22 protein-coding genes and 2 pseudogenes are annotated in these 23,228 nt (G+C 65.1%); 11 read left to right on the top strand and 13 right to left on the bottom strand.

Annotated elements, in window-relative coordinates; translation table 11 throughout:
• Nucleotides 1-164 precede the first annotated feature (164 nt).
• Nucleotides 165-812, top strand: coding sequence for a response regulator transcription factor ErdR (gene erdR, locus ACGI6K_RS05255; RefSeq protein ID WP_376944973.1), 648 nt, complete (start codon nucleotides 165-167; stop codon nucleotides 810-812).
• Between the two features lie 29 nt (nucleotides 813-841).
• On the opposite strand, the gene ACGI6K_RS05260 is transcribed toward erdR, so the two are convergent.
• Nucleotides 842-1,768 carry a LysR family transcriptional regulator gene (locus tag ACGI6K_RS05260; RefSeq protein ID WP_376944975.1) on the bottom strand — a complete coding sequence of 309 codons (927 nt, stop codon included), beginning with the start codon at nucleotides 1,766-1,768 and terminating at the stop codon, nucleotides 842-844.
• A 112-nt stretch (nucleotides 1,769-1,880) separates the two neighbouring features.
• On the opposite strand from ACGI6K_RS05260, the gene fpr reads away from it, so the two are divergent.
• On the top strand, nucleotides 1,881-2,657 hold the full coding sequence (fpr, locus tag ACGI6K_RS05265; RefSeq protein WP_376944977.1) for a ferredoxin-NADP reductase: 777 nt from the start codon (nucleotides 1,881-1,883) through the stop codon (nucleotides 2,655-2,657).
• Nucleotides 2,658-2,715: 58 nt separating this feature from the next.
• Here the strand turns inward: fpr and tsaA are convergent, their stop codons facing one another.
• The 3 genes from tsaA to ACGI6K_RS05280 all read right to left on the bottom strand — a co-directional run bounded on the left by tsaA (nucleotide 2,716) and on the right by ACGI6K_RS05280 (nucleotide 5,373).
• Nucleotides 2,716-3,408 carry a tRNA (N6-threonylcarbamoyladenosine(37)-N6)-methyltransferase TrmO gene (tsaA, locus tag ACGI6K_RS05270; RefSeq protein ID WP_376945043.1) on the bottom strand — a complete coding sequence of 231 codons (693 nt, stop codon included), beginning with the start codon at nucleotides 3,406-3,408 and terminating at the stop codon, nucleotides 2,716-2,718.
• Nucleotides 3,409-3,467: 59 nt separating this feature from the next.
• On the bottom strand, nucleotides 3,468-3,686 hold the full coding sequence (locus ACGI6K_RS05275) for a hypothetical protein (protein ID WP_376945045.1): 219 nt from the start codon (nucleotides 3,684-3,686) through the stop codon (nucleotides 3,468-3,470).
• A gap of 169 nt (nucleotides 3,687-3,855) precedes the next feature.
• The gene (locus ACGI6K_RS05280; protein WP_376944979.1) at nucleotides 3,856-5,373 is read right to left on the bottom strand and encodes a fumarate hydratase; all 1,518 of its coding nucleotides are present in this window, start codon (nucleotides 5,371-5,373) and stop codon (nucleotides 3,856-3,858) included.
• Between the two features lie 185 nt (nucleotides 5,374-5,558).
• Between ACGI6K_RS05280 and ACGI6K_RS05285 the strand changes: the two genes are divergently transcribed.
• Nucleotides 5,559-6,704 carry a GGDEF domain-containing protein gene (locus ACGI6K_RS05285; protein WP_376944981.1) on the top strand — a complete coding sequence of 382 codons (1,146 nt, stop codon included), beginning with the start codon at nucleotides 5,559-5,561 and terminating at the stop codon, nucleotides 6,702-6,704.
• Nucleotides 6,705-6,802: 98 nt separating this feature from the next.
• Here the strand turns inward: ACGI6K_RS05285 and ACGI6K_RS05290 are convergent.
• Nucleotides 6,803-7,092: pseudogene (locus tag ACGI6K_RS05290) on the bottom strand (pyruvate kinase); the annotation flags it as partial.
• Between the two features lie 60 nt (nucleotides 7,093-7,152).
• A pseudogene (locus ACGI6K_RS05295) lies at nucleotides 7,153-8,085 on the bottom strand (universal stress protein).
• 201 nt (nucleotides 8,086-8,286) lie between these two features.
• Here ACGI6K_RS05295 and ACGI6K_RS05300 point away from each other — a divergent pair.
• Nucleotides 8,287-8,646, top strand: coding sequence for a PilZ domain-containing protein (locus ACGI6K_RS05300; protein ID WP_376944983.1), 360 nt, complete (start codon nucleotides 8,287-8,289; stop codon nucleotides 8,644-8,646).
• Nucleotides 8,647-8,653: 7 nt separating this feature from the next.
• Here ACGI6K_RS05300 and ACGI6K_RS05305 read toward each other — a convergent pair whose 3' ends face one another.
• From ACGI6K_RS05305 to ACGI6K_RS05330, 6 genes are read right to left on the bottom strand one after another with little or no spacing between them, the layout of a single operon-like run.
• Nucleotides 8,654-9,988, bottom strand: coding sequence for a DUF58 domain-containing protein (locus ACGI6K_RS05305; RefSeq protein ID WP_376944985.1), 1,335 nt, complete (start codon nucleotides 9,986-9,988; stop codon nucleotides 8,654-8,656).
• The gene (locus ACGI6K_RS05310; protein ID WP_376944987.1) at nucleotides 9,985-10,971 is read right to left on the bottom strand and encodes an AAA family ATPase; all 987 of its coding nucleotides are present in this window, start codon (nucleotides 10,969-10,971) and stop codon (nucleotides 9,985-9,987) included. The genes ACGI6K_RS05305 and ACGI6K_RS05310 overlap by 4 nt, the downstream gene beginning before the upstream one ends.
• Nucleotides 10,968-12,113 carry a DUF4350 domain-containing protein gene (locus tag ACGI6K_RS05315; RefSeq protein WP_376944989.1) on the bottom strand — a complete coding sequence of 382 codons (1,146 nt, stop codon included), beginning with the start codon at nucleotides 12,111-12,113 and terminating at the stop codon, nucleotides 10,968-10,970. The genes ACGI6K_RS05310 and ACGI6K_RS05315 overlap by 4 nt, the downstream gene beginning before the upstream one ends.
• The gene (locus tag ACGI6K_RS05320) at nucleotides 12,110-13,606 is read right to left on the bottom strand and encodes a DUF4129 domain-containing protein (RefSeq protein WP_376944991.1); all 1,497 of its coding nucleotides are present in this window, start codon (nucleotides 13,604-13,606) and stop codon (nucleotides 12,110-12,112) included. The genes ACGI6K_RS05315 and ACGI6K_RS05320 overlap by 4 nt, the downstream gene beginning before the upstream one ends.
• Complete coding sequence (locus ACGI6K_RS05325) at nucleotides 13,593-14,570, bottom strand: stage II sporulation protein M (protein WP_376944993.1); 978 nt, start codon at nucleotides 14,568-14,570, stop codon at nucleotides 13,593-13,595. Before ACGI6K_RS05325 ends, ACGI6K_RS05320 begins: the two co-directional genes overlap by 14 nt.
• Entirely contained in the window at nucleotides 14,567-15,295 is a 729-nt protein-coding gene (locus tag ACGI6K_RS05330; protein ID WP_376944995.1) for an RDD family protein, read from the bottom strand. The genes ACGI6K_RS05325 and ACGI6K_RS05330 overlap by 4 nt, the downstream gene beginning before the upstream one ends.
• A gap of 118 nt (nucleotides 15,296-15,413) precedes the next feature.
• On the opposite strand from ACGI6K_RS05330, the gene sbcB reads away from it, so the two are divergent.
• Nucleotides 15,414-16,844, top strand: coding sequence for an exodeoxyribonuclease I (gene sbcB, locus ACGI6K_RS05335; RefSeq protein WP_376944997.1), 1,431 nt, complete (start codon nucleotides 15,414-15,416; stop codon nucleotides 16,842-16,844).
• Between the two features lie 66 nt (nucleotides 16,845-16,910).
• Here sbcB and mvaT read toward each other — a convergent pair whose 3' ends face one another.
• On the bottom strand, nucleotides 16,911-17,291 hold the full coding sequence (gene mvaT, locus ACGI6K_RS05340) for a histone-like nucleoid-structuring protein MvaT (protein WP_376944999.1): 381 nt from the start codon (nucleotides 17,289-17,291) through the stop codon (nucleotides 16,911-16,913).
• 515 nt (nucleotides 17,292-17,806) lie between these two features.
• Between mvaT and purU the strand changes: the two genes are divergently transcribed.
• From purU to ACGI6K_RS05370, 6 genes are all read left to right on the top strand, one after another.
• Complete coding sequence (purU, locus tag ACGI6K_RS05345; protein WP_376945001.1) at nucleotides 17,807-18,658, top strand: formyltetrahydrofolate deformylase; 852 nt, start codon at nucleotides 17,807-17,809, stop codon at nucleotides 18,656-18,658.
• A gap of 136 nt (nucleotides 18,659-18,794) precedes the next feature.
• Complete coding sequence (gene pcaQ / locus ACGI6K_RS05350) at nucleotides 18,795-19,727, top strand: pca operon transcription factor PcaQ (RefSeq protein WP_376945003.1); 933 nt, start codon at nucleotides 18,795-18,797, stop codon at nucleotides 19,725-19,727.
• 125 nt (nucleotides 19,728-19,852) lie between these two features.
• The gene (pcaH, locus tag ACGI6K_RS05355) at nucleotides 19,853-20,572 is read left to right on the top strand and encodes a protocatechuate 3,4-dioxygenase subunit beta (RefSeq protein WP_376945005.1); all 720 of its coding nucleotides are present in this window, start codon (nucleotides 19,853-19,855) and stop codon (nucleotides 20,570-20,572) included.
• A 13-nt stretch (nucleotides 20,573-20,585) separates the two neighbouring features.
• Nucleotides 20,586-21,191, top strand: a complete 606-nt coding sequence (gene pcaG, locus ACGI6K_RS05360) for a protocatechuate 3,4-dioxygenase subunit alpha (RefSeq protein WP_376945007.1) — start codon at nucleotides 20,586-20,588, stop codon at nucleotides 21,189-21,191.
• Between the two features lie 4 nt (nucleotides 21,192-21,195).
• Entirely contained in the window at nucleotides 21,196-22,278 is a 1,083-nt protein-coding gene (zapE, locus tag ACGI6K_RS05365) for a cell division protein ZapE (protein ID WP_376945047.1), read from the top strand.
• A gap of 63 nt (nucleotides 22,279-22,341) precedes the next feature.
• Nucleotides 22,342-23,181, top strand: coding sequence for an IclR family transcriptional regulator (locus ACGI6K_RS05370; protein WP_376945009.1), 840 nt, complete (start codon nucleotides 22,342-22,344; stop codon nucleotides 23,179-23,181).
• Nucleotides 23,182-23,228 lie beyond the last annotated feature (47 nt).

Consider the following 23,228-nt stretch of genomic DNA (forward strand, 5'->3'; position numbering starts at 1 on the left):
ATGGGACAAGCGAAGCACCCTATCCATCTCGAAAAGGGCGTAAACTGCGGTTTTCCGCCTGAATGACCAGCCGCCCGTTACCGCGGGTGTGGAGCCGCTGGCCAGGTTGTCCTGCCCCGGCTCGCGTTGCATCAGGTCTTCACGACAAGAAACGGGATCCGCTAATGTTTTCTTATGAAATCCTGATCGCCGACGACCACCCGCTATTCCGCAGTGCCTTGCAGCAGGCGCTGACCCTGGGGCTGAGCTCCGTAGTACGGCTGGTGGAGGCGGACAGCATTGCCGCGCTGGAGGTCCGCCTGGAGGAAAAGGCGAACTGGGATCTGGTTCTGCTCGATCTCAACATGCCCGGCGCCCATGGCTTTTCCGGGTTGGTCCTGCTGCGCGGGCAGTATCCGCAGATTCCGGTGGTGATGATCTCCGCCCAGGAGGACGCCGCCGTGGTGGCACGGGCTCGCGAATTCGGCGCGTCCGGGTTCATTCCCAAATCCAGTCTTCTAGAAACCCTGCAGCAAGCGGTGCGCGCGGTGCTCGACGGCGACGAGTGGTGGCCGCCGCAGATCCAGGAAACGGCCAACGTCTCCGCCGAGGCGAAGGCCGCCAGTGCCGGCCTGGCCAGTCTGACGCCCCAGCAGTTCCGGGTACTGAGCATGGTCTGCGACGGTTTGCTGAACAAGCAGATTGCTTATGAGCTGAATGTCTCCGAGGCGACCGTCAAGGCCCATGTGACGGCGATCTTTCGCAAGCTCGGGGTGCGTACCCGTACCCAGGCGGCTCTGTTGCTGCAACAACTGGAGTCGCTGCCGGCTTGATCGAACGCTTTTACCGCAGTCGCCGTTCGTCAGGCGATCGGCGGCAGGACGATCTCGTCGCTGCGCCGTACGCCGGCGGTCAGCGCCCGGCATTGTTCGAGAAACTCGCGCATGGCTGCGGTATGTAGCTTCTGCTTGTGCCAGAGGAAGCAGAATTGCCGCTTCAGATCCAATTGCGGCGTTTCCACCGGTACCAGGCTTCCGCGGCGGAAGGCATCGCGCAGGGCCAGGCGGGAGATGCAACTGATCCCCAGGCTGGACTCGACCGCGCGTTTGATCGCCTCGGTATGCTCCAGTTCCAGGCGGATGTTCAGCATTGGCCGATGATGACGCATGGCCTGATCGAAGGTCAGGCGCGTGCCCGAGCCCTGCTCGCGAAGAATCCAGGCTTCCCCGGCAAGTTCGTCCAGAGTCGCCCGGCCATGCCGCGCCAAGGGGTGTTGTGGGGCGCAGAATACCACCAACTCGTCTTCCACCCAGGGCTGTAGTTCCACGTCGGGATGCTGGCAGTTGCCTTCGATCAGGCCGAGATCCAGTTCGTGATTGACCACCTGCTGGACGATATGCGCGGTGTTCTGCACGTGCAGTCGGACCCGCGATTCCGGATGACGCTGCATGAAGGCGCCGATCAGCAGGGTCGCCAGGTAGTTGCCCACGGTTAGCGTGGCGCCCACGGCCAGCGAGCCGAAGCCTTCCTTGCCGTCGAGCAGATTCTCGATTTCCCGCGCCTGGTTGAGCAGCGCCACCGCCTGGGGCAGCAGTTGCCGGCCCAGGGCGTTGAGCTTCAAGCGCTTGCCGACGCGATCGAAGAGCTGGCAGTCGGATTGGCGCTCGAGTTCGGTCAGCGAGGTGCTGGCCGCGGACTGGGAAAGGACGAGGGATTCGGCCGCGCGGGTGACGCTTTCCAGACGGGCCACGGCGGCGAATACCTCAAGCTGGCGCAGAGTGAATCGCATATCTATATAACTGATTATCCATATCGCGATAATTTACTTAACAGATAGTTTGCCGGCTCCTAGAATGCACGACAACCATACCGCCAGGCAGCACCGTCCGAAGGAGCACCGAATGAGCAATCTGAACGTAGAGCGTGTCCTCAGTGTTCATCACTGGAACGATACCCTGTTCAGTTTCAAGACTACCCGCAACCCCAGCCTGCGTTTCGAGAACGGCCAATTCGTGATGATCGGTCTGGAGGTCGATGGACGTCCCCTGATGCGGGCCTACAGTATTGCCAGCCCGAATTACGAGGAACATCTGGAGTTCTTCAGCATCAAGGTACAGAACGGTCCGCTCACTTCGCGCCTGCAACACCTGAAGGAGGGCGACGAACTGATGGTCAGCCGCAAGCCCACCGGCACCCTGGTGACTGGCGACCTGCTGCCCGGCAAGCATCTTTACATGCTCAGCACCGGTACCGGACTCGCGCCTTTCATGAGCCTGATCCAGGACCCGGAGGTCTACGAGCGCTTCGAGAAGGTGGTGCTGATCCATGGTGTGCGTCAAGTCAACGAACTGGCCTATCAGCAGTTCATCACCGAGCACCTGCCGCAGAATGAGTATTTCGGTGAGGCGGTCAAGGAAAAGCTGATCTACTACCCGACGGTCACCCGCGAGTCCTTCCACAACCAGGGACGTCTTACCGACCTGATGCGCAGCGGCAAGCTGTTCGAGGATATCGGTCTGCCGCCGATCAACCCGCAGGACGATCGCGCGATGATCTGCGGCAGCCCGAGCATGCTCGACGAGAGTTGCGAAGTGTTGGACGGATTCGGCTTGAAGATCTCTCCGCGCATGGGCGAGCCGGGCGACTATCTGATCGAGCGCGCCTTCGTCGAAAAATAAGCGCGCCTCCCTCTCGTGAAGCTCGGCTTGTCCGGGCTTCTTCGCTTTTGGCAGCGGCTCAGGCTGGCAGCACTTCCAGCACGCAGATTCGTCCCGGCCGCGGGTAGTGCCAACGCACTTCCACGTCCCAGAAGCGCACGCCGTAGCGGCGCGAAGGTTCCGGTACCTGATAGGCGGGGCGTGGGTCCTGAGCCAGGCACTGTCCGATCAACTCGACCAGCGGCTCGCCGAGACGAGCGGCATGCGCCTGTGCCTGCAGCCGTGCCGGTTCGCTCCAGTCGACGGGAATTGCCGGCGGCGGCGTCTCGGCAATGGCGTTGTGGGCTTGCGGAAGGCAGTCGGCATAGGGAACGTAGGGCTTGACGTCGAGCACTGGCGTGCCGTCCAGCAGGTCGATGCCGGACAGCCACAGGCGTCCGGCATCGACCTTGTCTAGACGGACCACCGATTGGCCGATACCGTTCGGCCGGTGGGTCGAGCGAGTGGCGAACACGCCGAGCGAGCGGTTGCCGCCCAGGCGGGGAGGGCGGACCTTGAGGCGTGGCTTTTCCTCCAGGGCCTGGTGGAAGAGAAACAGCAGCCAGACATGACTGACCTGCTCGAGTCCCTCGACGGCCTGCCCCTGATCGAAGGGCGGCAATAGCTCCAGCACGCCGCGGGCGGCCGGCGCCAGTTGCGGCTGGCGCGGAATGGCGAACTTTTCCTTGAAGCAGGAGCGCAGGTAGCCGATCGGTGAAACGAGATAGGACATGATGGCCGGTAGGTGCGAGCGAGGCGCCATGGTAGCGCATTCCAGGGGCGGTTATCCCGTCAGTGGGGACTTCCGGCCTTGTGCGGATCGTTCTTGCGCAGGCCGCGGACGTTCATCGGCGCCAAGCAAAGTTGCAGGACGATCAGGGCCCAGGCATGGGCATGCCAGCCCCAGAAGATCCACAGGACATTACTGAGCAGAAAGCACCAGAAACCGATGGTGCGTCTGCGCAGATTCAGCGAGCCGATCAGCCAGGCCGCCGCCACGGTGGCGACCATCGCCGGCCATTGGATGAGATTGAGCCAGCCCACTGTGACAGCCCTCCCGACGTGCCAGCCGGCCGGGAAGAAAGCAGGCCGGAGGCTCTCTACGATTGAGAGCCTCCGGACACAGCCGACGTTCTGCGAACGCCCGACGCGATGCGGAGGGCGTTGCTGCAGCAGGGATTTACTTCAGTTGCACCAGTTCGCCGATCTTCTGCTTCCAGACCGCCGGGCCGGTGATGTGCACCGACTCGCCGTTGGTGTCCACGGCCACGGTGACCGGCATATCCTGCACTTCGAACTCGTAGATGGCCTCCATGCCGAGTTCTTCGAACGCCAGCACCTTGGACTTCTTGATTGCCTGGGCGACCAGGTAGGCGGCGCCGCCGACGGCCATCAGGTACACGGCTTTGTTGTCCTTGATGGCCTCGATGGCGATCGGACCGCGCTCGGACTTGCCGATCATGCCGAGCAGACCGGTCTGTTCGAGGATCTGGCGGGTGAACTTGTCCATGCGGGTGGCCGTGGTCGGACCGGCCGGGCCGACCACCTCGTCGCGTACCGGATCGACCGGGCCGACGTAGTAGATGAAGCGGCCTTTCAGGTCCACCGGCAGCTTCTGGCCGGCGTTGAGCATATCGACCATGCGCTTGTGCGCGGCGTCGCGGCCGGTCAGCATCTTGCCATTGAGCAGCAGGGTGTCGCCCGGCTTCCAGCTTTGCACTTCTTCCGGGGTGACGGTGTCGAGGTTGACGCGGCGGGCGCTCGGGCCGGCTTCCCAGACGATTTCCGGATAGGCGTCCAGGCTTGGCACTTCCAGATTGGCCGGACCGGAGCCGTCGAGCACGAAGTGGGCGTGGCGGGTGGCGGCGCAGTTGGGGATCACGCACACTGGTAGCGAGGCGGCGTGGGTCGGATAGTCCTTGATCTTCACGTCGAGGACGGTGGTCAGGCCGCCCAGGCCCTGGGCACCGATACCCAACTGGTTGACCTTCTCGAACAGCTCCAGACGCAGTTCCTCGACACGGTTCTGCGGGCCGCGGGCCTTCAACTCATGGATGTCGATCTCGTCCATCAGCGATTCCTTGGCCAGCAGCGCGGCCTTCTCGGCCGTACCGCCGATGCCGATGCCGAGCATACCCGGCGGGCACCAGCCAGCGCCCATTTCCGGGACGGTCTTCAGGACCCAGTCGACGATGGAGTCGGAGGGATTGAGCATGCCCATCTTCGACTTGTTCTCGGAACCGCCGCCCTTGGCCGCGACTTCCACCTCCACCTTGTTGCCGGGGACGATGGAGTAGTGGATGACCGCCGGGGTGTTGTCCTTGGTGTTCTTGCGGCTACCGGCCGGATCGGCCAGGATCGAGGCGCGCAGGACGTTGTCCGGATTGTTGTAGGCGCGGCGCACGCCCTCGTTGATCATGTCGTCTACACTTATGGTGGCGCCGTCCCAGCGGACATCCATGCCGACCTTGACGAATACGGTGACGATGCCGGTGTCCTGGCAGATTGGGCGATGACCGGTAGCGCACATGCGGGAGTTGATCAGGATCTGGGCAATGGAGTCGCGGGCAGCCGGCGACTCCTCACGCAGGTAGGCCTCGTGCATGGCCTGGATGAAGTCGACGGGATGGTAGTAGGAGATGAACTGCAAGGCGTCGGCGACGCTTTGTATCAGGTCATCTTGCTTGATCACGGTCATGCTGCGCTCCTTTATTGGGCAGGAACTTAGATGCGCCGAACCCGTGTCCGGTGCGGAAAATCGCCGCAGTATAACGTGCCCGGAACGACCGGGAGCAACCGCTTGGGCCAAAGGCGTATGACGGCTAGGCAGGCGCCTGGGCAGCCGGTAGAGTGTCCCACCGGTGTCGTTACGGGATGGACCCCATGAGTACCTCCTCCACGCGACTGGAACCGCAGGCCCCGCAGCCTCCGTTGCTGCAGCGGTTCGTCATGGCGCAGGGAATCTACGCTTCGCTGTTGTTGTTGCTGGCATTGGCGGTGGCAACCGGCCATGCCAGGGTTCCACTCACCGCGCTGTTGCTCGGCGGCATTCCCCTGGTGCTCAGCCAACTGGCGTTCTTCCTGCTCTTGCGTAGCGGTCGCAGCCAGCGTTTCCAGGACCCGGGGATGATCGAAGCGCAGGTGCTGGTCGCCCTGTTCTGGCAGACCGTGCTGCTTGGCTGCCTGGACGGCGGGGCTCGTACCACCCCGATGGCATTCTATGTGCCGATCCTGCTGTTCGGTCTCTTCCAACTGCATCCAGTCGCCTTCGGGCGCTGTGCGTTTCTCGCCTTTGTCGGTTTCGTCGCGCTCGAATGGGGAGATGCGCTCTTTCTGCCACAGGCCCGTGCCGAGCCGCCTTTCCTGCAGTTGGCGACCTTGTTCGTTTTGCTCTTCTGGCTCTGCCTGTTCGGCCGCCATATTGAAGGAATGCGCCAGCGGCATCAGGCTCCCGCGGCGTACCAGGACGCCCGGCACGGTGCGCTGCGACAACCGAAGGATCAGGTTTTCACCGACGAACTGACCGGACTCTACAACCGGCAGCAATTCCTGTACCTGGCGCAGCGCGATCTGCTCCACCTGCCGGCCTATGCCCAGTACGGCCTGGCCCTGATCGATCTGGACCATTTCAAGCGCATCAACGACCGCTACGGGCATGCGGCGGGGGACCGAGTCCTGCAGACCTTCGCGACGCTGGCTCAGGCCTGCCTGCGCGATAGCGACGTACTGGCCCGCTATGGGGGCGAGGAGTTCGTGCTGCTGCTGCCCAATGTCAATCTGGATCAGATTTCGGTCTGCTGCGAGCGGCTGCGCGAGGCTTTCGCCAGCGCCAAACCCCTGGGGCTGTCGCTGGGAGGGCTCAGCCTGTCGATCGGCATGACCCGCCTGCAGCGTGGCGACGATCTGGACCTCACCTTGCAACGTGCCGAACAGGCTCTCCAGCGAGCCAAGCATAATGGCCGGAATCGTTGCGAGGCGAGCTGGGAGCCGAGCGATGCCCGTACCGATCGCCGCTCGGCCTCCTCCTGAGGATGCTGGCCGCCCCGAGGCGACCAGCCACTCAGATCAGCGGCTCGCCCACATGGAGGATCTTCATGTCGTTGGTACCGCCGGTGGTGTTGTAGCTGTCGCGGATGGGTGACGGAGAAGCGGAAATGGTCGCCGACGGCCAGTTCGATGCGCTTGTCGACGAATTTGGCGATGCGGATCGCAGGTCGCCGAGCAGAGCGACGAAGCGCCTGTGCTTGGCGGCCAGCTCGCGGACCAGGTGGGCGCGGGCACGGTGTTCGTCCCCGCTGCTTTGGGAGAGGTTGGGGCGGGCGACATCGATCCCGGCGAGGACCAACTGCTCGAGTCGTTCGGGCGAACTGCTGGCAGGACCGAGGGTTGCGATGATTTTGGCGTGGCGAAACGTCACGCGAAACCCTTTGTGGGACGCTGGCGCCGAGGCTACTACGTCAGGGGAGTGGGACTGTAGTCATTGACGGGCCTCACTACTTTCCCAGGGTTGGGGCTTGAGGATCAGAAGGTCGCACTCTAGGGCCTCCAGCACCCGCTCGGCGGTATTGCCGATCAGGGCATTGTCTAGGTGACCGCGTGCGATGGCGCCCATCAGCAGCAGGTCGATCTGCCGGTCGCGCACGAAGCGGGGAATCACCTCTTCCGGATAACCCTGTTCCAGATGGCGATGGCTGGCGGGAATGGCATAGGGGGCGAGCAACCGTTCGAAAGCCTGGCGATGCTGTCGGTTGCCGCGTTCGACACAGGCGTCGTATGTGGCGACCAGCTCGGCATCGAAGACCAGGCTGCGCGGCAGCGGCGCATGGCAGTGCAGGTAATGGGCGTCCATCGGCAGGCGCTCGCCCAGTTCGCGGGCGGTGGCGATCAGACGCTGGTCGAGCTGGGCCGGCTTGTCGGCGTCGTGTAGCGGATCGAGGGCGGCGCACAGGCGGCGGCCCCGCCACTGGCCGTGATGCGCCAGCCAGAGCGGCACCGGACAATGGCGCAGCAACTGCCAGCAGGTGTTGCCCAGCAGCAGGCGCTGGAGCAGGCCGTGGTTGCGGGTGGCGGCCTTGAACACCAGATCCGGCTTCAGCTCCTCGATCCGGTCGAGGATCGTCTTGTACAACGGTCTGCCCCAGCGCACATCGGTCCGTACCTGCAGACCCTCGGCGCGCAGCGGCGCGGCCAGCTCTTCGAGCCGCGCCTAGCGGTCGGCGAGCAGCGCGCTGCGCGCCCGTTCGCGTTGCCGGTCGTCGAACAGCAGGCTGCCGTCCAGGTTCTGCTCGAATTCGCAGGCCAGCAGCTCCAGAGCCACGCCATCATGACGGGCCAGCCAGTTGGCCTGCTCCAGGGCCGGCTGGGGTTCCTGGGTGGGATCGATCACGGCGAGCAACTGGCGCAGGTTCATCTTTGTCTCCTTGGCTCTTGGATACCGCGGCACACCCAGGTGGCGGCCGGGATTCCGATCCGTAACAGACTAACTCAAGCGGGATGCTCCGTGCCGGGAGCATAAAAGCGAAGCGGCTGGTCTGATTCCGCTAATGGGACACTGGTCCCTGACCGGCCTTAGAGTCATACTCGAAACTCGAACTAGCGGTTTGTCATAACCATGCCTACTCAACGCCGCATCGAACGTCATCAACTGCCTTACTATCTCAAGGTGTTCAATCGGATCACCGACAAGCCCATGGGTTATATCGGCAATATTTCCCAGGAAGGTCTGATGCTGATCAGCCCATGGCCGATGCTGGTGCTCGCCGAATTCGATATGCGCCTGAAGATTCCGGGACGCGATGGTCAGCAGCAATACATAGACTTTTCCGCCACCTGCCGCTGGACCCGCGAAGATGTGACGCCGGGCAGCTTCGACTCGGGCTTCGAGCTGACCGATCCGCCCGTCGGATACCTTGAGCTGGTCGAAGTTCTGCGCCAGTACTTCACCTTCCATCCGAACGCCGCATCGGCCTGATGCGGCCCTAGAGCACACCTGCGCGCTTCCAGGCCAGGTAGCGGCCGACCAGTTCGGGACCCAGTTCGGCGGGGCGTGCGTCGAGCAGCGGGATGCCCGCCGTCGTCAGGCGGCGGTGCAGGCCGTCGCGGGCATTTAGGTAATCGATCGTGCCGCAGTAGGCCAGGGCGTCCGCATGGCTTTCCACTGGCGCATGGCTCAACCGGTCGAGCACTTCCTCGCGCAGGCTGGCGACCAGTACCCGGTGATGCCGGGCCAGGCGGCGGACCGCTGCCGGCAGTTCGCCGTCGTCCTCGTCGCGCAGGTTGCTGAGGATTACCACCAGGGCGCGGCGTCGCTGGCGCTGCAGCAGCAGGTTCGCGGCGGCGGCGAAGTCCGCCGGGCGGCGGGTGGGCTGCAGGTCGTGGACTGCGTTGAGCAGGGCATGCAGTTGGACGTCGCCCTTGGCCGGGGCCAGATAGCGCTCCTGCTCGCTGGCGAGGGTCGCCAGTCCCACCGCATCGCCCTGGCGCAGGGCCACATAGGCGAGCAGCAGGCAGGCATCTAGGGCATGGTCGAAGTGGGCGAGTTCACCGTCCCGGCTGCGCATGTGCCGGCCGCAGTCGAGCAGGAAGAGGATCTGCTGGTCGCGCTCGTCACGGTACTCACGAACAATGGGGGTGTGCTTGCGCGCCGTCGCCTTCCAGTCGATCTGCCGCAGGGTGTCGCCGTCACGGAATTCGCGCAACTGATGGAATGACTGGCCGAGGCCGCGACGTGGCAACTGATGCACGCCGAGACGGCCGAGCCAGGTGTCTAGCGCCATCAGCCGGGCCTGGTAGAGGCGGGTGAAGTCCGGGTAGACGCGGGTTTCGCCAGGCAGCTCCAGGCGGCGCCGTCCCTGCCAGAGGCCGAGCGGGCTGGGCAGGGTGATCTCGCACCGCCAAAAGCGGAAATGTCCGCGTTCGAGGGGGCAGAGCCGGTAGCCGCATTCGGCATCTTCGCCGGGGCGTAATTTCAAGCGCACTGGTAGCGGCTCGCCGTCCATGCCGGCGGGCAGGTGATCGAAGATTTCTACGGGTAAAGCCAGCCGGTAATCGTGCTCCAGGCTCAGGCGTACCTCGCTCCAGCGCCCCTGCGGCAGATGGCCCGGCAAGTGTCGTTCGAGGCGCGGCGAAGGGCGCCAGTACAGCCAGGCGGCGTCGAGCGCGGCGAGCAGCAGCATGGCGAGCAGCGTTCCCCACCAGAGACTCGCGAAGTTCGACGCCCCTTCGCTACCGTATAGGGCCGAGTGAATGCCGAGCGGCAGGGCGGCGAGAAGCAGGATGCCGAACAGGGCGAGGAGCCGGCGCGCCGGCTTCATGGCCGCGGCGCCGCGACCTGGTCGAGCAGTTGCTTGAGCACCCGGTCCACCGACAAGCTTTCGATATCGAGCTCCGGCGCCAGGCACACGCGGTGGCGCAGCACGGCCAGGGCGCAGTCCTTGATGTCGTCGGGGGTCGCGAAGTCGCCGCCGCGTAGCAGGACCCGGGCCCGGCCACAGCGCACCAGATCGATCGAGGCGCGCGGCCCGGCCCCCAGCGTTAGGCCGGGCCAGTCGCGGGTGCGGCGCACCAGGCGCACGGCATAGTCGAGCACCTGCTCGTCGAGCGGCACTTCGCTGGCCAGCCCCTGCAGCGCCAGCACGTCGGTGGCCTGCAGCAGGGGACGCAGCGTGGCGACCTCGAGCATGTCAGCGCGGGGCGAACGGGCGACCTGGCGAACCAGGGCCATTTCGTCGTCGGCCTCCGGGTAGTCCATGCGCAGCTTGAGCATGAAACGGTCCAGTTCGGCCTCCGGTAGCGGATAGGTACCTTCCTGCTCGATCGGGTTCTGCGTGGCGAGCACCAGGAACGGCTGCGGAACCGGCAGGGCGCGGCCTTCCAGGGTCACTTGGCGTTCCTGCATGACCTCCAGCAGGGCCGCTTGGGTCTTGGCCGGGGCGCGGTTGATCTCGTCGGCGAGCAAGAGGTGGGTGAACACCGGTCCCTTGCGCAGCCTGAACTGCTCGCTGGCCAGGTCGTACACCGCGTGCCCGGTGACATCGCTGGGCATCAGGTCGGGGGTGAACTGGATGCGTCCGAAATCGCCGTCGAAACAGCGGGCCAGGGCACGCACCAGCAAGGTCTTGCCGAGTCCGGGGACGCCCTCGACGAGAATGTGGCCGTTGGCGATCAGCGCGATCAGGATGTCGTCGATGGCCGCCTGCTGGCCGATCACTGCCTTACACATCTCCGCGCGCAAGGCCTGGAGCAACTGGCCGGCCTGCTGGCGGGAAAGGGGCGGGGGAGAGCTTGCATCGTTCATAAGGCGTTCCTGAGTCGTTGCAGGTCGGCGACCTGGCGGGTGAAGTCGGCAGCCGGCAGCCTCTTGCCCGGCGTTTCCATGAGCCGGCGGACCTGTTCGGAGGGCAGCCGGGCGAGTTGGGCCAGCGACTGCCATTGCGTGTCCTCGGGGAGGTCGGCGAAGTGCGGATCGCGCCGGGCCGCATGGTGCCGGATATCCTGCTGCAGACCTTGCAGCAGGCTGGCCTGGCCGCAGCGGCGCAGCAGGAAGTCGGCGCTGGCGCGCAGGTGTTCCTCCAGTTGCCGGCGTGCCGGCGTGGCGACCGGCAACGCTGGCCCCTGGCGCAGGCCGGCGCGCCAGACCAGACCGCCGGCCAGCAAGGCCAATGCCAGCAGGGCGGCGGGAAAATGGCGCAGCAACAGAGCCGCCAAGCTGTCGCCAACGACCCGATGAACCAGGGTGACCTGAGTGTCCCGGCACAGATACCAGAGCAGCCAGGCGTGGTCGTAATCGCCGATCCGTGCGTTCTCCCAGATCCAATCGTCGCTCAGCACTGTGGCGTGGCCCTGCCCGTGGCGCACCTGCAGCAGGTGGGTGGCTGCGCCGCTGTTGGCCCAGGCGTAGGCGCGATGGCGACTGTCGTAGAGATGGAAGGTGGTGTCGAAAGCCAGATAGGCTGGCGTTTTCTCGTTCTGCAGGTAGAAGCGGGCCAGTTCTTTCCGCTGCTGGTCGTCGTAGCGCGACTTGCCAATGGCCAGGTCCTCGCTCAGATACTGCTGGATGCCCAGTCCGTCAAGCAGCAGGTCGCCGCTGCGGCCGGCCTTCTCGTCCCACAGGCTCCCGGCGACAAATACCAGGTGGCCGCCGGCGGCGGTCCAGTCGAGCAGCTGCGCGGCTACGCGCGCAGTCATGTGTTCGTGGCCACCGAGCAGCAGCAGGGTCTGTCCGCCGGGGGCCGCTAGGGTTTCCAGGCCGCCGGTGCGCCGCACCTCAAGGCCTTGGCGGCGGAGGAAGAGTTCGGCGGCCAGATAAGGATTGGCACGGGCCTGTGCAGTCGGGCCGCGCTCGACGATTTCCCCATAGGGATGCAACTGGCCGAGCAGCCAGGCACCGAGCAGCGCCAGGACCAGTCCGGTGGCGGCCACGGAGAGGCGGCCCTTCATGCCGCGCTCCCTCCACCGAACTGGGCGCGCCAGGCTGCCAGCAGGCCGTCCTTCTGGTCAGCCGGCGGTGGATGGCCGCCATAGGCGAAATTCCGCCAGTGCCGGGTCAAGGTTTCGGCCAGGTGCTGCAGATCATTCTTTTCCAGTCGGCGGATTCGACACAGAATATCGCCTTCGGTGTCGGCTTCGCTCAGCGGTAGCCGGTAATCTTCGCGCAGACGTTCGAGCAGGCCGCGGTAGAGCAGGGCGAGCGCCTGCCCGGGGGCGTCGTTCCACAGCCGCTCGGCCTCCGCGGCGATGTCCGTTGGCGGTGCCGGGGACGCGGGCCGAGGCGTTGATTGTCCGGGTGCCGCCGTCGGGGGGCGTCGGGTGCCTGGCGCGCGTCGTCCGGCGAAGGCGGCCAACCAGTCGCGGTAGCGCCAGGCCAGCACCAGCGCGCCGGCTCCCACGGCCAGCCAGAGAAGCGCTTCCAGTGTTCGGGCCAGTCGCTGGGCGAGGTCGGCGGGCACGGCTGTTCGGGACCCTCCGTCCGTCGCCAGCGGCGGATCGCCGAGACGCCAACGGATGATTTCTTCGCGCTGCCTGAAAGGCGGTTGCCCGAGCAGGGTACGGATATCCGCGCGGGCGGCTTGGCGGCCTAGCGGCGGGGATGCTTGCGGAATCGGCGGTTGAGCCAGGACCGGACCGGGAAGCTGCGCCAGGAGCAGGCCGGTGGCGAGCAGCAGGACGCCGGTCACGCCGCCCAGACGCCGGCGCAGGCGCTGGAACGCCACTTCGAGGTCCCAGGCCTCGAGGTTCACGCGACGATTCAGGTAGAGGCCGAAGCCACAAGCGACGTACAGCGGCTCCCAGACCATCAACACCAGGGCATAGAGCCCGTTAGTCAGGTGCTCCAGCCACAGTCGCTCCCGCGGCGAGCCCTCCAGCAGGCGCAGCCAGTCGAATTCGATGCCTGCCTGCGGCGGCAGCAGTATATAAAGGAGGGCCAGCAGGCCGAGCCACAGGGCTAGTTCCAAATGCAGGCCGACCAGGGTCAGCCAGCCAGCGCCTCGCTTGCCGCGATTCGCCGCGAGCACGGCGCGGCGCTGTCGCAGCTCCTTGCCGGTGAGTCCTTCGAGTAGCAAGACCGGCAGATCGAAGCTGCGGGTTGGGCTGAAGCGGCGTCGGGTCAGGCTGGTGAGCCACTCGGCGCGCAGCAGGCCGGGCAGGGCGCGCAGGCACTCGCCCAGACGCGGTGTCTCGCCAAACAAGACGCGGGACAGGACGAACAGCGGTAGGCGTTCGCCGAGCGGTTTCAGCCACCAGAAGATCAGCAGGACCCAGCCAGGGCTTTCCGGGAACAGCAGGCTGAGCAGGGCCAGCAACGGCAAGGCCGGCAGCGCCCAGGCGAGCATCAGCAGGCCGGCATGGCGTCGCGCCAGTAGCACGCCGAAGTCCATGGCTTCCCAATGGCTGCGCGGGCGAAGGACCGCGACGCTATCACTCAGGCGCATGGCGAGGGCGTCCGGCCAGCAGGAAGTAGGCTGCCACCAGCAGCCAAAGCAGGATGCCAACCGTGTACTTGAGCGCCGCGCCGGGGAAGGTCATGGACGACCAGTAGGCCTCGACGAAGGCGGCGATCAGCAGCAGGAACAGCACCCCGGCGACCAGTTGCACGCTGCGCGACGCGGCTTGGCGCAAGGCTTCGCTGCGGCGTAGGCGGCCGGGGGCGCACAGCGCCCAGCCGAGTTTGAGGCCGGCGGCACCAGCGAGGGTGATGGCGGTCAGTTCGAAGGCACCGTGGCCGATCACGAAGGGCCAGAAGGTGCCGGTATAGCCGATGTCGCTCAGATGACCGGCTACCGCGCCGATGGACAGGCCGTTGATCAGCAGGAAGAACAGGCTGCCGAGGCCGAACAGCAGGCCGCCGGCGAAGGTCTGGAAGGCGATACCGAAGTTGTTCATGACGTAGTAACCGAACATCATCCAGTCGGCTGCGGAGCTGCGCTCGCCGAAGCGGCCGAGGCGGCTGGCGTCAGGATCGTACATGGCTTCCATCTGGGCCACCTGTTCGGGGGCGAGCAGGCTGTAGACCAGTTCCGGGAACAGATAGACCAGCAGCCCCATGCCGAGCAGGCAACCGTAGAACAGCAGGCTGGCAGCCAGCACCGGGCGCCACTCTTCGCGTACCAGGCGCGGAAAACCGCCGAGCAGGAAACCGAGGCAGCGTGCGGCAAGTGGATTACGGTGCCGGTAGAACTGGCGATGGCCGCGCAGGGCCAGTTGTTGCAGTCGGTCGACTAGCCGGCTGCTGTAGCCGCGCTCCTCGGCCAAGGCCAGGTGGCGGCACAGGCGCCGGTAGGCGGCGGGGAAGTGGCGGCTGTCCGCCCCCGGCCTGCCGCGTTCGAGGGCGTCGAGTCGGCGGGCGAAGTCTTGCCATTCGGCCTGGTGGCGATGTTCGAACGAGTTCTGTTTCATGGCGGGCCCATGAGTTCGCGGGCGATGCCGAGGAGCCTGGCCTCGGCCTGCTCTTCCGGTACCCGAAGCGGCCCGGCGAGAATGCCCGCCAGCTCGCGGCGGCGGCCGGCGGACAGCCTGGCCTGGCGTTCGGCGAAAGCGAGCAGGGCGCGTCGCTCGTCCGCCTGCGGGGCGAAGTGCAGCGGCTGGGCGTCGATCTCGGGCAGGGAAGGCCGTGGCTGAGGTCGTTCCCAGTAGATCACCAGGGTGCCGGCGGCCAGGTCGCCCAGGCGCTTGAAGGTCGGGTGGGCGAGGCAACTGAGGATGCCCAAAGTGTAGCCGAACGGCAGCAGGTCGACGACGCGCAGCAGGTTGCGGGTCAGCGAGGCGGCCCAGCCGACCGGGGTGCCGTCGTCGTGCACCACTTGCAGGCCGAGTAGTTGCTTGCCGGGCGTGCAGCCCTGGTTGAGCACCTCGAAGAGCACCATGTACCACCAGGTGACGAGAAAGAACAGCAGGCTGGCCAGACCCATGCCCAACTCGCCGAACGGGCCGAAAGCCAGGAAGGCCAGCAGCAGGATCGCCCCGCGAATCGTCAAGTCGACGGCGAAGGCGAGGGCGCGCGGCACCAGGCCGGCCGGATGCAGCACGAGGTCGATGCCTTCCGGCGTTTCCACCAGGTGGCGGGTGTCCAGGAGCGGTTGCCGGAAGGTGTCGGCAGAAGGCTTGGCGAGAGGCGCGGGCATCGCTCTTCCGTGCTCGGGAAATCCCGATGCTAGCCAGCCTCCGGCCGCTAGGCAACCGCCCGGAGCCGTCCCGGTGCGGATGTTAGACTCGCGCCATTTCATCGATGGGAATCCTCCTGTGACTTCCAGCATCTTCTGGTACGACTATGAAACCACCGGTATTAATCCACGTTGCGACCGTCCCCTGCAGGTGGCGGGGATACGCACCGACGAAGCGCTCAACGAGATCGGGACGCCGTTGAACCTGTATTGCCGGCCGGCCGACGACATCCTGCCGCATCCGGCCGCCTGTCTGGTCACCGGCATCACCCCGCGGCTGCTCGCCGAGCGCGGGTTGTGCGAAGCCGAGTTCGTGACCCGCCTGCATGCCGAATTGGCTCTTCCCGGCACCTGTACGGCGGGCTACAACAGTCTTCGCTTCGACGACGAGATCAGCCGTTATGCTCTCTATCGCAACTTCTTCGATCCCTATGCCCGCGAGTGGCAGGCCGGTAACAGCCGCTGGGACCTGATCGACCTGCTGCGTACCGCCTATGCTTTGCGCCCCGAGGGCATCCACTGGCCACAGGAGGAGGGACGCGTTTCTCTGCGCCTGGAGCGGCTCACCGCGGCCAACGGGATCGAGCATGGCCAGGCCCACGACGCCCTGGCCGACGTGCGTGCGACCATCGCCCTGGCCCGGCTGCTACGCGAGCGTCAGCCGAAGCTGTACGGCTACCTCTACCAGTTGCGCAGCAAGCAGCGGGTGCTGGACCAGATCAGGCTGCTGCGTCCTCTGGTGCACGTCTCCGGGCGTTTCGCCGCTGAGCGCGGCTACTTGGCGGTGGTTCTGCCGCTGGCCTGGCATCCGTCCAATCGCAATGCCCTGATCGTCTACGACCTGCAAGTTGATCCTTCGCCGTTGCTCGATCTCGACGCGGAAATTCTGCGTCGGCGTCTGTATATGCGCCGGGAAGAGCTGGCGGACAATGAGTCGCCGGTCCCCCTGAAACTTGTGCATATCAATCGTTGCCCGGTGTTGGCGCCCTTGTCGGTGTTGCGCGAAGAAGATATCGGTCGTCTACGGGTGGACATGGCAGAGTGCCAAAGGCGCGCGGAATTGTTGTGCGCGGCGCAGGGGCAGTGGCAGGAGAAACTGGCGCGGATTTATATGGGCGACGAATTCCCGGCCAGCGAAGACCCCGAGCAGCAATTGTATGATGGATTCTTCGGGGCGCGGGATCGGCGTCTTTGCGAGCAAGTGCGCCGAGCCGAGCCGGAAAGTCTGGGCAGGCAAAGCTGGGGATTCGACGATGAGCGTCTTCCCGAGTTGCTGTTCCGCTATCGGGCGCGCAATTTCCCGGAAACTTTGACGGCTGCCGAAAGGGAGTGTTGGCAGGAGTTCTGTCGGCGGCGTCTGAGTGATGCTGCCTGGGGAGCACCGTGCACACTGGAGGACTTCAATGTACAGCTGGAGCAACTGCTCGCGCAGGCCGACGACGAACATCGACCGATACTTGTGGCTTGGCGCGAATATGCGTGGCAGTTGCTCGAGCGCTATGCCGTGTGAAGCTGTTGGATTATTAAAGGAGCGCCGGCATCGCCGGTGTGTCTCCGATTCTCCGGCAATCTCCGATCAATCGAGCAGAGTGGCCCAGGCCTCGACGACATCGGCACCGTACTGGGCTTTCCATTCCTTCAGGGTCTTGTGATTGCCCCCCTTGGTCTCGATGGTTTCGCCGGTATAGGGATTCTTATATTGCTTGACCTTGCGGGCGCGCTTGACGGGCGCTGGCGCGGGTTTGGCACCACGGCCACTGCGCACGGGCTTGGCATCCGGGTCGAGCAGGGCGTTGATGTCCCGCAGGGACTTTTGATATTCCCCCATCAGCTTGCGCAATTTGCCCTCGAACTCCAGTTCCTTCTGCAGTTTGTCATCCTGGGAAAGATTCTTCAGGCGTTCCTGAAGCTCCTTGATGGCCTCTTCGGTGGCACGGTATTCATTGATTAGGGACATTTTACTTACCTTAAACCCCGGAGGGGTGGTTAGACGAGTTCTGGGACAATGATAGTCAGGCATTCCCGGCAAGTAAATATGCCGAAAAACTTTGTGCGCAACTTTAGTTGCCGCTTTTCTCGCAGCCCGCAAAATTCACGGCGGAAATAGACGGGGTGGGATTTATGGGCCGCTAATACTTGGCTGGAATCGTCCCGACGGCGACTCCGGCCATCGTGACGGTTAATGGATTCGCCGGCATGGCCTCCATGTCGCATCTCGGAAACACCAGTTCGCGGCCGGCCAATAAAAGGTGTTTGGAGAAGAGTTCCGGTGCGTTCTGTTTGATGCGCTTCTTCAATCCGCAACAGCGCGGCAATATCCCTCGTTTATCCGCTCGTGCAGTGCAATCCGGTGGCTGCGCGAAGTGTCGCGGGCGCTTGTCGGGCGATTTCCCCCTTCGTGCGTGGGTTACTGAAGTTTTTCGGTGCTGTGGCTAGAATGGTGCCTTCGCGAGTTCTGGAGTTGTTCCCATCATGCGTACATTTCGGCTGGTGATCGCTTGTCCCGACCGGGTTGGCATCGTCGCCAAGGTCAGTAACTTCCTGGCCACCTATAACGGCTGGATCACCGAGGCGAGCCACCATTCGGATACTCAGAGCGGCTGGTTCTTCATGCGTCACGAAGTCCGCGCCGACTCTTTGCCGTTCGATCTCGAGGAGTTCCGCCATGCCTTCGCGCCGATCGCCCGGGAGTTCTCTATGAAGTGGCGGGTCAGCGACTCGAGCGAACTCAAGCGCGTGGTGCTGATGGCCAGCCGCGAATCGCACTGCCTGGCCGATCTGCTGCACCGCTGGCACAGCGGCGAATTGCCCTGCGAGATTCCCTGCGTGATCTCCAACCATGACGAACTGCGCAGCATGGTCGAGTGGCACGGCATTCCTTATTGTCACGTGCCGGTCGATCCGCAGGACAAGGAACCGGCTTTCGCCGAGGTATCCCGGCTAATCCGGGAGCACGCCGCCGATACCGTGGTGCTGGCTCGCTACATGCAGATCCTGCCGCCGCAGTTGTGCCAGGAGTTCGCCATGCAGGTGATCAACATCCACCACAGCTTCCTGCCGTCCTTCGTCGGCGCCCGGCCCTATCACCAGGCCTCGCTGCGCGGTGTGAAGCTGATCGGCGCGACCTGCCACTACGTCACCGAGGAACTGGACGCCGGTCCGATCATCGAACAGGACGTGGTGCGCATCAGCCACCGCGACAGCGTCGAGGACATGGTGCGCCTCGGCAAGGACGTGGAAAAGATGGTGCTCTCCCGCGGGTTGCGCCATCACCTGGAAGACCGGGTGATGGTGCACGACAACCGCACGGTGGTGTTCGCCTGAGGCATCGGCGTCGAACCACCGACGGCTAGCCGGCGGGTCGCGTCGACGAAGCGCTTGGCGGGATTGTCGGCCTGGCGGACAATTTCCCGCTCAGCCGACGGAGACGCCCTCCGCCGGGCCGATTCCGGGAGCGTTCATGCTCGTCGACAACCGTATCAAGTTCCGACACCTGATCAGCTTTCTCGAGGTGACCCGTCAGCGCAGCTTCGCCAAGGCGGCGGACGCCCTGGCGGTGTCCCAGCCGGCGATGTCCAAGACTCTCAAGGAACTGGAGGAGATCCTCGAGGCCCGGCTGTTCGAGCGCAGCAAGTCCGGCGTCTCCCTGACCCCGGCGGGAATCACTTTCCTGCGCTATGCCGGTCCTTGCGTGCAGGCCCTGCACGACGGCGTCAATACCCTGCGCGGCGACAGTCAGGCCGGCGGGGTGGTACGCGTCGGGGTGCTCTCGACGGTGGAGAGCCAGATGGTGCCCGAGGTGGTGCTGCGTCTGCACCGCAAGCACCCGGCGCTGGTGATCAGCGTCCTCACCGGCCTCAGCGCCTACCTGCTCGCGCAATTGCGGGTCGGCGAACTGGATCTAGTGGTGGGACGGATGACCGACAGTCCGGAGATCCGCGGGCTGACCTTCGAGCACCTTTACAGCGAGTCCATGGCGCTGGTGGTACGGCCCGGACATCCGTTGCTCGGCGCCGATCTCTCCAATCCGGCCCTGCTCGGCGACTATCCGCTGATCCTGCCGCTGGCCGGCACCACCATCCGTCAGTACGCCGAGAGCTTCTTCGTCCAGTGCGGCATTCCCCTGCCGGCGCAGCGCCTGGAAACCCTTTCGCCGGTGCTGAGCCGGCGTTATGCGCTATCCAGTGATGCGCTCTGGCTGGCGCCGCTGGATGCGGTGCGCCTGGACCTGCAGAACGGCGAACTGGTCGAGTTGGCGCTGGGCATGCGCGAGGCGGGCGGTTCGATCGGCTTCTGCTGGAACTCGGCGCTGGCATTGCCACTGGCCGCGCAATGGTTCTGCGATGAGCTGCGGGAGGTGGCCAGGGAGCTGAGCGGGGGCGCCGATGCATAACTTCATGGTTATGTTTGTAAGTGTTCTTTTCAATTTTCATCGGACCGGGGCAGTGTGACACTTTGCCTCGCATAGCCGCTTTGCGGTTCCAGCGACTCCACAATCCCAACAACAAGGAGCCTGAGATGTCCGCGCTCGATACCCGCCGTTTCGTCGCCCGCGATCGGAATTGGCAGCCGAAAGGTTATACTCCGGATTACAAGGCCACCATCGCCCGCTCGCCGAGCCAGGCGCTGGTCAGCATCCCGCAGTCCCTCTCGGAAACCACCGGTCCCGACTTCAGCCATCTGAAGCTGGGCAAGTACGACAACGACCTGCTGCTCAACTTCAACCATGGCGGCCTGCCGGTCGGCGAGCGCGTCATCATGTGCGGCCGGGTGGTCGACCAGTACGGCAAGCCGGTTCCGCACACCTTGGTGGAAATGTGGCAGGCCAACGCCGGCGGTCGTTACCGCCACAAGAACGACAGCTACTTGGCGCCGCTGGACCCCAACTTCGGCGGGGTCGGCCGCACCCTGACCGACGCCGACGGCTACTACTACTTCCGCAACATCAAGCCGGGCCCCTACCCGTGGCGCAACGGCCCCAACGAGTGGCGCCCGTCGCACATCCACGTATCCATCAGCGGCCCGTCGATCGCCACCAAGCTGATCACCCAGATGTACTTCGAGGGTGACCCGCTGTTTTCAAAGTGCCCGATCATCCGCGCCATTGCCAACCCGGTCGCCGCCGAGACCCTGATCGGCCGTCTGGACCTGAGCAGCAACGTGCCGATGGATTGCCTGGCGTACCGCTTTAATATCGTGCTGCGCGGTCAGCGCCACACCCGTTTCGAGAACCAGTGAGAAGGAGCCGACCATGAATTACGAACTGCTGCCGGAAACCCCCTCGCAGACCGCTGGCCCCTACGTGCACATCGGCCTGGCCGGCGGCGCCGCCGGCAACCCGACCCGCGAACAGGAAATCTGCAACGAGATGGCCAAGGACGATGCGCCGGGCGAGCACATCATCCTGATCGGCAAGGTCGTCGACGGCAACGGCCACCTGATCCGCGACTCCTACCTGGAGCTCTGGCAGGCCAACCACGAGGGCGTCTACGACACCGTCTATGACCTGGAGAAGTCGTTCAACGGTTTCGCCCGCACCGCGACCACTTTCGACGCCGGCGAGTGGACGGTGAAGACCGTCAAGCCGGGAGTGGTGAAGAACGCCGTCGGCAAGCCGATGGCGCCGCACATCAGCGTGTCGCTGTTCGCCTGCGGCATCAATATCCACCTGCAGACCCGCATCTACTTCGACGACGAGGTCGAGGCCAACGCCGCCGATCCGGTGCTGAACCTGATCGAGCAGCCGGAACGCCGCAAGACCCTGATCGCCAAGCGCTGCGAGGTGGACGGCAAGACCGCCTACCGCTTCGACATTCGCGTGCAGGGCGAAGGGGAAACGGTGTTCTTTGACTTCTGAGGTCATGCCCTGGACGGCGCCCGCTCAGGCGGTGCGCCGGCACTTCGCACAGCGACTGGCGGCGTCCGGCTTTCAAGCCGACGCCGCGCAGTCGTTCGCGCTCGATGCGCTGGCGGACTGGCTGGAAACATTGCCGGGCGGCAGGCGCGGCTGGTTGCGCCGGTCCGCCGGCGGCTTCTATCTGTGGGGCGGGGTAGGGCGCGGCAAGAGCTTCGTCATGGACTGCTTCTTTCAAGGCGTGCCGCTGGCGGCCAAGCGCCGGGTGCATTTCCACGCCTTCCTGCAGGAGTTGCAGGTACGTCTGCTCGCCCATGCCGGGCAGCCCGATCCGCTGGCGCGGGTCGCCGCGGAACTGGCCGGCGAAGTGCGTCTGCTCTGCTTCGACGAGTTCCACGTGCACGACATCGGCGACGCCATCCTCCTCGGTCGTCTGCTCGAAGCCCTACTGCGGGCGCGGGTCGGCGTGGTGGTCACCTCCAACTACGCGCCGGCATCGCTGTGCCCGAACCCGCTGCATCACGAGCGTTTCAAGCCGTTCATCCGCGTGCTCGAAAGGCACATGCGCATCGTCGAACTGGACGGCGGCGTCGACTACCGCTCCCGTGGCGGCCGCGACTGGGGCCAATATCGCTGGCCGGAGTCGCCGCAGAGCCTGCTGGACTGGCGGCGCGAGCTGGGCCTGGGCGTGCCGGCGGCACCGCTCCAGGTCAACCGGTTGAGCCTGGCGCCGCTCGGTCAGGATGCACGCAGCCTCTGGCTGGACTTCGCCGCGCTGTTCCCGGTGCCGTCCTCGACCCGCGACTATCTCTGGCTCTGCGAACGCTTCGAGCGCATCGCCATCAGCGGCCTGCCTTGCCTGGACCGGCATTCGCCGGACGTCCTGCAGCGCTTTTTGAATTTCGTCGACATCGCCTACGACGCCGGCACGGAGCTGCTCCTGAGCAGTTGGGCGAGCCTGGACGAGCTGTGCCGCGAACGGCCGCACGAGGACTTCGCGCGCACCCGTAGCCGCCTAGCCCAGCTCCGCCCGCAGGCCCTGGGCGACCACGGGATGCTCAATTGTGATCGGCCGGCCGCCGGTCGATAATCGAGCATTTCGAATTCGCCGCCCATGCCATGGCTCTGGGGGCGAGCCAGTCAAGGAGACCCCGTGAGTGAGTCGCGTCAGGCCGTGCCCACCCTTGCGCCGCCGCCCTATATTTCCCCCGCCAAGCGCATCGAGGCCCTGAGCGGCGATCCGAATTTCATGACTTCCCTGGCCCGCGGCTTGGCGGTGATCGGCGCCTTCCAGGAGCGCAAGCGCCACCTGACCATCGCCCAGATCAGCCACCGTACCGAGATTCCGCGCGCCGCCGTGCGCCGTTGTCTGCATACCCTGATGAAGCTCGGTTTCGCCACCACCGACGGGCGTACCTATTCGCTGACTCCCAAGGTGCTGACCCTCGGCCACGCCTACCTGTCCTCCACGCCGCTGGCGGTGTCCGCGCAGCCCTATCTCGACCGCATCAGCGAGCAACTGCACGAGGCCTGCAACCTGGCCACCCTGGAAGGCGAGGAGGTGCTCTACATCGCTCGCTCGGCGATACCGCAACGGCTGATCTCGGTCGATCTCAGTGTCGGCAGCCGGCTGCCGGCCTACTGCACCTCGATGGGCCGCGTGCTGCTCGCCGCGCTGGACGACGTCAGCCTGCAGGAATACTTGGAACACGCCGACCTGCTGGCCAAGACCAGCCGCACCCTGCACAGCCGCGAGGCACTCTGGGAGTGCCTGCAGCAGGTGCGCCGGCAGGGCTGGTGCATCGTCGACCAGGAACTGGAGCAGGGCCTGCGCTCGCTGGCGGTGCCGGTCCAGGATTCCTCGGGACGGGTACTGGCGGCGATGAACGTCAGCACCCACGCCGGGCACGTGACCATCGCCGAGCTGGAAAAGCGCTACCTGCCGATCATGCTGGCGGCCAGCCGCGACCTGAGCGCCCAGTTGTTCGCCTGATCCGGCGGCGGGACACGGGCCCATGCCCCGCCGCCGGCGTCTTTCCA

Origin of the sequence: Azorhizophilus paspali, assembly GCF_043587585.2 — a bacterium.
Lineage (GTDB): Bacteria > Pseudomonadota > Gammaproteobacteria > Pseudomonadales > Pseudomonadaceae > Azotobacter > Azotobacter paspali.